Raw genomic sequence first — 11,674 nt, forward strand, 5'->3', positions numbered from 1 at the left:
CGACTCTATCAGACCGTTTCCCGATCCGATTTCCTCGGTGCTTTCCAGGTTCTCGCTCTCGCGTTTCCCTTTCCGGCGGTTCCGACTTTATCAGAAGCTTCGGGCCGGTCTTACCGGCCTTCCATTTCCCATTAATCGGGGGGACGCCTCATCGAAGTCGAATCTCGAAGAGTCGAGGAGACGACTTGAGGAAGCAGATGGATTCAGATTGTCGCCGACCGGACTTCATCCAGTTCCAGGCAACTGTTCGAATCTACCTCCCCGCCTGGTCCGTGTCAACGGCTCCTGCGGGGCGAAGAGGAGACTAGCAGCTCAGCAGACCTGTCCGCACATCAGCCAACAGCGGGCGCACGGCAGAGCGGGCTCAGGCCGCCGTCGGCACCGTGGCGCTGCGCTCGGCCGCGTCCAGGTCGCCCGTTGTACCGCTGCGCGCCGCACGGCCGCCCAGGACGTACACGTAGGCCAGAAAGACCAGTTCGGCGGCGACGCCGATGGTGATGCGGGCCCAGGTGGGGAGGCCCGACGGGGTGACGAAGCCCTCGATGGCGCCGGAGATGAAGAGCACCAGGGCGAGGCCGATCGCCATGCCCACCGCGGCTCTGCCTTCTTCCGCCAGTGCCGTGCGGCGAGTGCGTGGGCCGGGGTCGATGACGGTCCAGCCGAGGCGCAGGCCGGTGCCGGCGGCGACGAAGACGGCGGTCAGTTCCAGCAGGCCGTGCGGGAGGACCAGGCCGAGGAAGGTGTCGAGCCGGCCCGCCGACGACATCAGGCCGAAGCCGACCCCCAGGTTGAGCATGTTCGTGAGGAGGACCCAGAGGACCGGCAGGCCCAGGAAGACGCCCAGGACCAGGCACAGGGCGGCTGCCTGGGCGTTGTTCGTCCAGACCTGGGCGGCGAAGGAGGCCGCGGGATGGCTGGAGTAGTACGTCTCGTACTGGCCGCCGGGGCGGGTGAGTTCACGGAGTTCGTCCGGCGCGGCTATGGAGGCCTGTACCTCGGGATGCGTGCCGATCCACCAGCCGAACAGCGCCGCCACCAGGGTGGAGAGCAGCGCGGTGGGGACCCACCAGTGCCGGGATCGGTAGACCGCGGCGGGGAAGCCGTACGCCAGGAAGTGGGTGACATCGCGCCATGAGGCGCGTCGGGTTCCTGTGACGGCACTACGTGCGCGTGCCACGAGTTGGCTGAGCCGGCCCGTCAGCTGCGGGTCGGGGGCGCTGGACTGGATCAGCGAGAGATGTGTGGCGGTGCGTTGGTAGAGGGCGACCAGTTCGTCGGCCTCGGCGCCGTTGAGACGGCGGCGCTGGAGCAGGGCGTCCAGGCGGTCCCATTCCGCCCGATGGGCGGAGACGAAGACGTCGAGGTCCATCGGTGTGCCTGCTCCTCGGCCGCTCGTCGGGGATCCTGGTGGATGTCAGCTTGTCCTACTGGGGTGCCATGCGCCTTCAGCTTGGCAGACTGATCGCTCTTGAGGCAGGCCAGGGAAGGACGTCGGGCGTGAACGAGCTGGTGACGGGCGAGGCGGTGGCGTTGGAGCTGCGCCCGGCGAAGCTGCCGAGCAGGGCGCTGGCGGTACTGCTCGACCTGCTGGTGGCCTTTGTCGCGTACTTCATCGTGACCCTGGGGCTGGTGATCGGGGCTTCCGGGCTGGACGAGGCGGCGCAGATGGCGCTGTCGATCGCTGCGTTCGTGCTGGTGCTGGTGGGCGGGCCGATAGCCGTGGAGACGCTCACTCACGGGCGTTCGCTGGGCAAGCTCGCCTGTGGGCTGCGGGTGGTGCGGGACGACGGTGGGCCGATCCGGTTCCGGCACGCGCTGGTGCGTGGGGCGATCGGGGTGATCGAGATCCTGATGACGTTCGGCGTCGTCGCGTGTATCGCGTCGCTGGTCTCCGCGCGCGGGCGGCGGCTCGGGGACGTGTTCGCCGGCACGTTGGTCGTCCGGGAGCGGGTGCCTGCCGGGCAGGTCGGCCATCTGCCACCGGCTCCGCCCTGGCTGGCCGGTCGGTTCGCCGGCCTGGACCTCTCGGCGGTCCCGGACAGTCTGTGGCTCGCCGTCAGGCAGTACCTGACCCGGATGCAGCAGCTGGATCCGCAGGTCGGCTGGGCCATGGCGGAGCGGTTGACGGCGGATGTCGCGGAACGTACGGGGGCTCCGGCGCCGCAGGGCATACCGCCGGCCGCGTATCTGTCGGCGGTGCTTCAGGAGCGGCAGGCCCGGGAGTTGCAGCGCGCGGCGGCGAACGGGGCGGCGGAGGCGCGGAGGTGGCAGGGCGAGGTCGGTCAGGGTGTGCCGCCCTCTTCTCCCGCCGGGTACCCGACCCCACCGCCGGTCGGGCACGTACCGGTTCCGCCCACCGCACAGGTGCCGGCCCCGCCCGCCGGTCAGCCGCAGGACGCCGTGCCCGCCCGTCACATCGATTCCGCCGGTCCCGCGGCACCGCAGGACAGCCCCCGGCCGGCGGAACGGCCCACGACCGGCTTCGTGCCCCCGGCGTAGCAGCACCTCCGATACGGAGCGGATCCCCGTCGCACTACCCGAACCCCGGACCCGAACCCCGGACCCGGACCCGGACCCCGGTCCCGAACCCCGGATCCCCCCTCGCCTCACCCGAACACCGAAGGCGGCGTCTCCAGGTCCTCCAGCTCGATTCCGGGGGCCGCCAGGACCACGTCACCGGCGATGTGGACGGTGTGCTGCTCCCCCGTGTCCAGGGCTGTGACCTGGTATTCGTCCACGGTCAGGGGGGCGTTGTCAGTGCCGTGTGCTTCTCTTTTCAGCAAGGCCCAGGACTGGTCCACGGTGCGGGGGGCGAGGACCGGGTCGGTGAAGGCGACCAGGCGGACGCGGGTCGCGGGTGGGGTCGGTGAAGCGGCAGAGGAAGGGGTGAGGCGCAGGAGCCGGGCGGTGGCGACGAGGAACGCGGGAGATGTGCCGGTGAAGGCGTGGGCGCGCACGTTGCCTTCGGTGGCACGAGTGCCGGTCGGGTCCGTACGGACCCAGGTGACGCCGTCGAGGGCGGCGCCACGTACCTGCCAGCTCGCCGCGTGGAGTTCGAGGCGGATGGGACGGCCGAGTTCGTCGAGGGCGAGGTCGACGGAGCCCGTGTGGTCGCCCGAGGGGGCGGTCAGCTGCGAGACATAGCGCCAGCCGGAGGGGCCGGGGGCGCACTGGAAGTGCTCTTCTGCGAGGGGGGTGTGATCGTGCGGATCATGGAGCGAATAACGGCCGCGGGGCATGGGGGTCCTGGGTTCTGACGGGTCGGCCAACGGGACAGGCCCCCGGCACGGGGGTGCGGGGGCCTGTCCTTGAGGAACCGGGAAGCCGGCCGCCGGCGGACGCGTCAGTGCACGGACGCGTCCACGGCGGGCGGGGCTGCCGGACTCAGTAGCGGTAGTGGTCCGACTTGTACGGGCCCTCGACCGGCACGCCGATGTAGTCGGCCTGCTCCTTGCGCAGCGTCGTCAGCTTGACGCCGAGGGCGTCGAGGTGGAGACGGGCGACCTTCTCGTCGAGGTGCTTGGGCAGCACGTAGACACCGGTGGGGTACTCGGACTGCTTGGTGAACAGCTCGATCTGGGCCAGGGTCTGGTCCGCGAACGAGTTGGACATCACGAACGAGGGGTGGCCGGTGGCGTTGCCCAGGTTCAGCAGGCGGCCCTCGGACAGCACGATCAGGACCTTGCCGTCGGGGTAGGTCCAGGTGTGGACCTGCGGCTTGACCTCGTCCTTGACGATGCCCGGCGTCTTGGCCAGACCCGCCATGTCGATCTCGTTGTCGAAGTGGCCGATGTTGCCGACGATGGCCTGGTGCTTCATCTTGGCCATGTCGGCGGCCATGATGATGTCCTTGTTGCCGGTCGTGGTGACGAAGATGTCGGCCTTCTCGACGACCTCGTCGAGCGTGGTGACCTGGTAGCCGTCCATCGCCGCCTGGAGCGCGCAGATCGGGTCGATCTCGGTGATGATCACGCGGGCGCCCTGTCCGCGCAGGGACTCCGCACAGCCCTTGCCCACGTCGCCGTAGCCGAAGACGACCGCGGTCTTGCCGCCGATGAGGACGTCGGTGGCGCGGTTGATGCCGTCGATCAGGGAGTGGCGGCAGCCGTACTTGTTGTCGAACTTCGACTTCGTCACGGCGTCGTTGACGTTGATCGCCGGGAAGAGGAGCTCGCCGTCACGCTGCATCTCGTACAGGCGGTGGACGCCCGTGGTGGTCTCCTCGGTCACACCGCGGATCTCGGAGGCCAGCTGGGTCCACTTCTGGGAGCCGTCCGAGATGGTGCGGTGCAGGAGTTCGAGGACGACGCGGCCCTCGTCGCTGTCGGCGGTGTCGACGGACGGGACCTTGCCGTCCTTCTCGTACTCGACGCCCTTGTGCACGAGGAGAGTGGCGTCACCACCGTCGTCGAGGATCATGTTGGGGCCGCCGGTGGGGGTGTTCGGCCAGGTCAGCGCCTGCTCCGTGCACCACCAGTACTCCTCGAGGGTCTCGCCCTTCCAGGCGAAGACGGGGACACCCTGGGGGTTGTCGACCGTGCCGTTCGGGCCGACGGCGATGGCGGCGGCCGCGTGGTCCTGGGTGGAGAAGATGTTGCAGGACGCCCAGCGGACCTCGGCGCCCAGGGCGACCAGGGTCTCGATCAGAACGGCGGTCTGCACGGTCATGTGCAGGGAGCCGGTGACGCGGGCGCCGGCCAGCGGCTGCGCCTCCGCGTACTCCCGGCGGATCGCCATCAGGCCGGGCATCTCGTGCTCGGCGAGGGTGATCTCCTTGCGGCCGAAGTCGGCCAGGGAGAGGTCGGCGACCTTGAAGTCCTGTCGGTTTTCGACAGTCGTCATGGAGTGCTGCTCCTCGGGTTGGGACGAGGTGGTCAGGGCTGTTCTGCGCGGCGGCGGACACAGGGGTGTCCGAAAAGAGGACACAGGGATGCCCGCGTACGCGCAGCGCAGTCCGTCGGAGGCCCTCTCTCCCTCGGCCGGTCCTCGTGGGGACCGACCGACCGCCATCAGCAGCGACGTCTGGCTTCGTCCCAAGCTACACCGGTAGGCCCGGCCGACCCCAGCCCGTCCGCGAAGAGAACAAGCCGATCGTGGGGGCCGGCGCCGGCGCGTCCGCCCGGCCGGTGCGGGCGGGTCCGCCGGGCGACCAGGTGCGTTCCGCGGGACGAGGGGGTGAGGGGCCGAGGCGAACGGCCGGATGGTCACGACGGCGACAACAGGACACGCACGAACGGGAGAACAGGAGCCAACAGAACGGTACGAACCGGCACTTTCTCGCCTTTGAGCCGAGGAGCGGGTGTTGCAGGATGCCGGGAGAGCGGAGGCGCCGAGCCGGCTCACGGGACGTCGTCGGGACGGTTTCCCGGCGAGGTTCGGGGCAGGCGTGTCCGCACGACGAAGGCGTGAGGAGATCAATGTGACCAGTCCGGCCGGCCCTCCCCCCACAGGCGGCGATGGCAAGCAGAGGCAGGTGAGGCTGCTTGCGGTGACCGCGTGCCCGACCGGCATCGCACACACCTACATGGCGGCGGAGAAGCTCGCGCAGGCCGCGCAGAGCCTCGGCATCGAGATGAAGGTGGAGACACAAGGTTCCATCGGGGCCGAAAACGTACTGAGTGACAACGATGTCAGATCCGCTGACGGGATCATCGTCGCCGCGGACAAGGACGTGGACCTGAGCCGGTTCGCGGGCAAGCGGGTCCTCAAGGTGGGCGTGGCGGAGGGCATCCGGCAGCCCGAGCGGCTGATCGAGCAGGTGGCGTCGGCGCCCGTGCTCCCGCCCGGCGGTCCGGGAGCCGGCTCGGCGGCCGGGACGGCGTCGGGGTCCGGGGCCTCGGGCGGCGGCAAGGAACGGAGTGTCGCGTACAAGGCGCTGATGAACGGCGTCAGTTACATGATCCCGTTCGTGGTGGTCGGCGGGCTGCTGATCGCGATATCGCTGTCGCTCGGCGGCAACACCGACCCGTCCGGCGGTCTGGTCATCCCGGAGGACTCCTTCTGGATGGACGTCAACAACATCGGCGTCATCGGCTTCACGCTGATGGTGCCGATCCTGTCGGGCTACATCGCCTACGCGATCGGCGACCGGCCCGCGCTGGTGCCGGGCATGATCGGCGGCTGGATCGCCAACACCGGTGAGCTGTACGACTCCAAGGCCGGAGCGGGTTTCATCGGGGCGATCGTGACCGGCTTCCTCGCCGGGTATCTGGTGGTGTGGATCAAGAAGGTCGAGGTGCCGAAGTTCGTCCGGCCGATCATGCCGATCATCGTGATCCCGATCGTGGCAACGACGGCGCTCGGACTGTTCTTCATCTACGTCATCGGCAAGCCGATCTCCTGGGTCTTCGAGCACCTCACGGACTGGCTCAGCGGGATGACCGGCACCAGCGCGATCCTGCTGGGCGCGATCCTGGGGCTGATGATCGCGTTCGACATGGGCGGGCCGGTCAACAAGACAGCGTTCCTGTTCGGCGCGGGCCTCATCGCGACCGGCAACCAGACGGTGATGGGCATGTGCGCCGCCGCGATCCCGGTGATGCCGCTGGGCCAGGGCCTGGCCACGCTCGTCCGCAAGCGGCTCTACTCCGAGCAGGAGCGGGAGACCGGGCTCGCGGCGCTGTTCATGGGGTGCTTCGGCATCTCGGAGGGCGCGATCCCGTTCGCGGCGGCGCGGCCGGCGCAGGTCATCCCGGCCAACATGCTCGGCGGCGCGGTGGCCGGCGCGATCGCCGGACAGGCCGGCGTGGAGGACGCGGTGCCGCACGGCGGGCCGATCGTGGCGGTGCTGGGCGCGGTGGGCGGCGTACCGATGTTCTTCGTGGCCGTGGTGATCGGCTCGGTCGTCACGGCGCTGACCACGGTCGCGCTCGTCGACCTCGCCGAGCGCAAGCGGCGGGGTGCGCCGGTCACCGGCGGCGTGGGTGGTCTTGAGCCGGCGCTGGTGGGGGCGGGCGCGGGTACTGCCGTGGCCGAGAAGACCGTAGGGGAGAAGTCCGTACGGGTGCCGGGGGCGCGTGCTGCGGGGAGTGCGCCGGCGTCAGCCGAGGCCGTGGCGGGTGGAGCCGGGACGGCGACCCAGGCCCCGTCAGAGGGTGATGCGCGGGCGGACGACGGCGTGCTGTCCGGGTATCTGACCCTGCGGACCGTGAAGGTGGGGCTCGACGCGGGCGACAAGGAGGCCGCCATCCGGGAGATGGCCGGGCTGCTGGCCGGTACGGGCCGGGTCGCGGACGTCGACGAGCTGGTGGCGACCGCGCTCCGGCGCGAGGAGCAGGGCACGACCGGGCTCGGTGAGGAGATCGCGATCCCGCATGCCAAGACGGACGCGGTCACCGCGCCGGTCGTGGGGTTCGCGCGGTCCGCCGAGGGCGTCGAGTGGGGGTCGCTGGACGGTACGAAGGCCAGGCTGGTCTTTATGATCGCCGTGCCGGAGGCCGCCGCGGGCGACGAGCATCTGCGGATTCTCGCACTGCTGTCGCGGAAGCTGATGGACCCGGAGTTCCGGCAGCGGCTCGCGGCCGCGGCGGACGAGCGGGCAGCGCTGGACGTCCTGCGCGAGGTGGGATAGCCGTACGGGATCGGTACCGGAGCGATCCCCCCTCGCCCCTGCCCCCTGCCCCCTGCCCCCTGCCCCCTGCCAGGCTCTCCCGCCGGCGGGGTGTGCGGGATCGGGCCGGCCACGGAGTACCGGGCGGCGACCGTGCCGGGATGACGGCGGGGCCCGCCGGACAGCCGGCGGGCCCCGCGTACGTCGTGGGAACCGGGGTCAGTGACCGCCGGGGTGCTGGGCCGGTCCGCCCGGGGCGGCCTCGGGGTCCGGGCCCTTGGCGGCCTCGGACTCGCGGTAGACGTCGGGTTCGAGGTAGATGACACGGGCGATCGGCACGGCCTCGCGGATGCGGGACTCGGCGGCGTCGATGGCCCGGGCGACCTCGGTGGCCGTCTCGTCGTGCTGGACGGCGATCTTCGCGGCGACCAGCAGTTCCTCGGGACCGAGGTGCAGGGTGCGCATGTGGATGATGCTGGTGACGGTGTCACCGTCGACGATCGCGGCCTCGATCTTCCGGACGTCCTCCAGGCCCGCCGCCTCACCGAGCAGCAGCGACTTGGTCTCCACGGCCAGGACGAGCGCGATCACGATGAGCAGGATGCCGATGCACAGGGTGCCGATGCCGTCCCAGACGCCGTCGCCGGTGGCCAGCGCGATGCTGACGCCACCGAGGGCGAGGACCAGACCGACGAGCGCGCCGAGGTCCTCCAGGAGGACGACCGGCAGCTCGGGTGCCTTGGCGTGCCGGACGAACTCCTTCCAGGACTTGCCCCCGCGCAGGGTGTTGGACTCCTTGATCGCCGTACGGAAGGAGAAGGTCTCGGCGATGATCGCGAAGACGAGGACGCCCACCGGCCAGTACCAGTGCTCGATCTCGTGCGGGTGCTTGATCTTCTCGTAGCCCTCGTAGATGGCGAACATGCCGCCGACCGAGAACAGCACGATGGAGACGAGGAAGGCGTAGATGTAGCGCTCGCGGCCGTAGCCGAACGGGTGCTGGGGGGTCGCCTCGCGCTGCGCCCGCTTGCCGCCGAGCAGCAGGAGTCCCTGGTTGCCGGAGTCGGCGAGCGAGTGCACCGACTCCGCGAGCATCGAGGACGAGCCGCTGAAGAGGAACGCCACGAACTTCGCTACCGCGATCGAGAGGTTGGCGAGCAGTGCCGCCACGATCGCCTTGGTGCCGCCTGACGCGCTCATGTGGTTCGCGTGTTCCCTTCGTACGTACGCCGTCCAGGGCTCTGCGCCCGTTGTGGGCTTTGCCCGGCCTTTGCCGGTGGGCCATTGTTGCAGCCCCTTACGACACTGGCGTGCCGGGCGGCCACTTCGCTCACACGGATGTGCCGGGGATCTGCCGCGAATGTGGCGCGGATGCGCTCAGGCGACGACCGTGGCGCGGAACAACGTGCCGGTACCTGACACTTCGGCCGTTTCGCCCGCCGGAACGAAGACCGACTGGCCGGGCGTCAGTTCGTCGTCGCCGGCCCGGACCGTGCCGGCCGTGCAGAGCAGGATCTGCGGGGTGGCGCGGGTGAGGTCGTGGCCGGCGCCGCCCTTGGGAAGGACGTACCGCGACAGCCGGAACTCGTCGATGGGGGTGTCGTAGACCTCCTCGCCATCCGGGGCGGCCTCCGGGCGCAGCACACCGGGGTCGCTCGACTCGAAGCGGACGACGCGCAGGAGTTCGGGTACGTCGACGTGCTTGGGGGTCAGTCCGCAGCGCAGCACGTTGTCGGAGTTGGCCATGATCTCGACGCCGAGGCCGCTGAGGTAGGCGTGCGGGATGCCGGCGCCGAGGTAGAGGGCCTCGCCGGGCTGGAGGCGGACGTGGTTGAGCAGCATCGCGGCGATCACACCGGGGTCGCCCGGGAAGTGGTGGGCGATGCCGGCGTACGGCGTGTAATGGCCGCCGATGCGTACGCAGGCCGCCGCGGCCTCGGTCACGGTGTGGGCCATCTCGGCGCGGTCCGCGGTGAGTACGGCGGTGAGGACCTCGCGCAGGGCCGCGTCCTCGGGCCGCGCGTGCAGCAGGTCGACGTAGGGCTTGAGGGAGTCGACGCCGAGGTGGTCGAGCGCGGCGGCGGCCTCCAGCGGGGGGCGGAAACCGCACAGGCCGTCGAACTCGGTGAGCGCGCAGATGAGTTCGGGCTTGTGGTTGGCGTCCTTGTAGTTGCGGTGCGGGGCGTCGATGGGGATGCCGCGGCGCTCCTCGTCCGCGTAACCCTCCCTGGCCTGCTCCAGGTTGGGGTGCACCTGGACGGAGAGCGGAGCGCCGGCGGCGAGGAGCTTCAGCAGGAAGGGCAGCCGGGGGCCGAACTTGGCGACGGCGGCCGCGCCCAGCTCCTTCTCCGGGTCGGCGTCGACGATCTCGACGAGCGTGCCGCGCGGGGTGCGGGACGGGGCGCCGGGGTGGGCGCCCATCCACATCTCCGCCTGCGGCTCGCCGGTCGGTGCGACGCCGAGCAGCTGCGGGATCGCGGTGGTGGAACCCCAGGCGTAGGGGCGGACGGTGTTGTCGAGGCGGTCCATCGTGTCTCTCTGCCGGGTTCTCGGTGTCGCGTAGGGCTGGGTGGGTGGCGTGCGGCTTCGCGTACGTCGCAGGGTGTTCGTATGTGCGGTGTTCGTACGTCCGGTGTTCGTACGACGATCAGGGCGTCCCTGGACCGGTTGTGGCCCCCGCGGCGAGCGCCAGGTAAACGGCGGCGAAATCCGTGGTGGCGATCAGCTCGGCGAGGGTCTCCAGTTCGCCGCCCTCCTCCGGCTCCAGCTCGCTGATCGGCGTGTCGTGGCCGAGGGCCAGTTCACGGGCGGAGGGCGCGGCGGTGAGGCCGCCGATCGGGCGGTCCCGGAGCAGCACCACGCGTGCGTGCAGTGCGGGCGCCTCCTCCACGCGGTCGCGGAAGAAGTCGTCGGGGTCGGCGCTGGCGGCGAGCGGTCCGGCGAGCAGGGCGCTGTGCGCGGACAGCGCCTCGGGGAGTTCGGCGACCATCGCGGGGCGGCCCGCGAGTTCGGCGAGCGCGGCGGCGAAGCGGCGGCCCGCCGGACCGGCCGAGGTGCCCTCGGTCCAGATCACCGGCAGGGAGTCGGCCAGCTCGGAGGCCAGGGTCTTCGCCGGGTTGCTGTAGGTGGCGATGGCGGGACCGCAGCGCTCGGCGACCCGGTCGAGGCGGTCGGCGACCTTCTCCAGGGCGTCGGCGGGGGCGGAGAGCAGGCCGACGCGGTCCAGGAGCGCGAGGAGCGGGGTGAGCAGGGCCCACAGGACGCCGGGCGCGGACGCGGCGAGTTCCTCGGGCTCGTCCTGCTCGTACGGGGCGATCGCCAGCGGTACGAACATGCCGTGCGCGGACGCCACCGCCTCGGCGAGCGGGGTGCCGGCCGGGGCCACGGCGACGACGGTACTGCCGCGGCGGTAGGCCTGGTCGGCGAGCAGGGACAGGCCGGGCTCGGTGCCGTCGGGGGTGGCGATGAGCAGCAGGTCGAGGTTGCCCGCCCAGCCGGGGACCTCCCAGCGCAGGGCGCCCGCGGCGGGGGCGACGCCGGTGGGGGCGAGGCGGATGACCGGGCTGCCGGGGCCCGCGAGGGTGCCGAGGAGGTCGGCGACGCAGATCGCGGCGGCGCCGGGGCCGGCGATGAGGACCGCGCGGGGGCGGCCGTCGGGCTTGAGGTCGGTGACGCCTGCCTCGGCGGCGTGCCGGGCCGCGGTGCGGACTCTGGCTCCTGCTTCCGCCGCGCCGCGCAGGAGGCCGCGGTGGTCCGCGTCCGCGAGGGCCTCTGGGGTGTCGAGCAGCGACTCGTCGAGCATGAGCGGCAGCCTCCGAGTGGGTCGCGCCGGGTGTGTGGACTTGCGCGTGGGTGGTGTGCGTCTACGCGGGGCGGCGGGCCTCGTCCACGAGGAGGACGGGGATGTCGTCGCGGACGGGGTACGCCAGGCCGCACTCGTCTGACGTGCAGATCAGCTCGGTGTCCTGCTCCTTGAGAGGGGCGTGGCAGGCCGGGCAGGCGAGGATCTCCAGGAGGCCGGCTTCGAGCGGCATGAGGGGTCCTTCGGGGTCGGGGGTGGGCTGTCGTACGGCCTGGTCAGGGTACCGCCGTGGGGGCGGGTCGTGGGGTGCCGGTGCCTGGGCG

General features: G+C 71.1%; 9 protein-coding genes. 2 read left to right on the forward strand and 7 right to left on the reverse strand.

The genetic code is table 11. The features are described from left to right. Nucleotides 1-364: 364 nt before the first annotated feature. On the reverse strand, nt 365-1,369 hold the full coding sequence (locus tag ACIQAC_RS35750; protein WP_402198770.1) for a stage II sporulation protein M: 1,005 nt from the start codon (nt 1,367-1,369) through the stop codon (nt 365-367). Nucleotides 1,370-1,497: 128 nt separating this feature from the next. Between ACIQAC_RS35750 and ACIQAC_RS35755 the strand changes: the two genes are divergently transcribed. After that, a complete protein-coding gene (locus tag ACIQAC_RS35755) occupies nt 1,498-2,499 on the forward strand; it encodes an RDD family protein (protein ID WP_402198773.1) in 1,002 nt (333 codons plus the stop codon). A gap of 107 nt (nt 2,500-2,606) precedes the next feature. On the opposite strand, the gene ACIQAC_RS35760 is transcribed toward ACIQAC_RS35755, so the two are convergent. Next, a complete protein-coding gene (locus ACIQAC_RS35760) occupies nt 2,607-3,239 on the reverse strand; it encodes a hypothetical protein (protein WP_402198775.1) in 633 nt (210 codons plus the stop codon). Between the two features lie 145 nt (nt 3,240-3,384). Next, nucleotides 3,385-4,842, reverse strand: coding sequence for an adenosylhomocysteinase (gene ahcY, locus ACIQAC_RS35765; protein ID WP_402198778.1), 1,458 nt, complete (start codon nt 4,840-4,842; stop codon nt 3,385-3,387). Nucleotides 4,843-5,419: 577 nt separating this feature from the next. On the opposite strand from ahcY, the gene ACIQAC_RS35770 reads away from it, so the two are divergent. Beyond that, nucleotides 5,420-7,570: a fructose-specific PTS transporter subunit EIIC gene (locus ACIQAC_RS35770; protein WP_402198780.1), complete on the forward strand. Its 2,151-nt coding sequence runs from the start codon at nt 5,420-5,422 to the stop codon at nt 7,568-7,570. A gap of 198 nt (nt 7,571-7,768) precedes the next feature. On the opposite strand, the gene ACIQAC_RS35775 is transcribed toward ACIQAC_RS35770, so the two are convergent. The 4 genes from ACIQAC_RS35775 to ACIQAC_RS35790 form a co-directional block, all read right to left on the reverse strand. Next, the gene (locus ACIQAC_RS35775; protein ID WP_402198782.1) at nt 7,769-8,749 is read right to left on the reverse strand and encodes a cation diffusion facilitator family transporter; all 981 of its coding nucleotides are present in this window, start codon (nt 8,747-8,749) and stop codon (nt 7,769-7,771) included. A 177-nt stretch (nt 8,750-8,926) separates the two neighbouring features. Next, entirely contained in the window at nt 8,927-10,078 is a 1,152-nt protein-coding gene (gene manA, locus ACIQAC_RS35780; protein ID WP_402198784.1) for a mannose-6-phosphate isomerase, class I, read from the reverse strand. Nucleotides 10,079-10,196: 118 nt separating this feature from the next. Next, entirely contained in the window at nt 10,197-11,351 is a 1,155-nt protein-coding gene (locus ACIQAC_RS35785; RefSeq protein ID WP_402198785.1) for an SIS domain-containing protein, read from the reverse strand. Between the two features lie 61 nt (nt 11,352-11,412). Next, entirely contained in the window at nt 11,413-11,583 is a 171-nt protein-coding gene (locus ACIQAC_RS35790; RefSeq protein ID WP_402198788.1) for a Trm112 family protein, read from the reverse strand. Nucleotides 11,584-11,674 lie beyond the last annotated feature (91 nt).

It is taken from the genome of Streptomyces sp. NPDC088387 (assembly GCF_044753385.1).
In the GTDB taxonomy this organism is placed as follows: domain Bacteria; phylum Actinomycetota; class Actinomycetes; order Streptomycetales; family Streptomycetaceae; genus Streptomyces.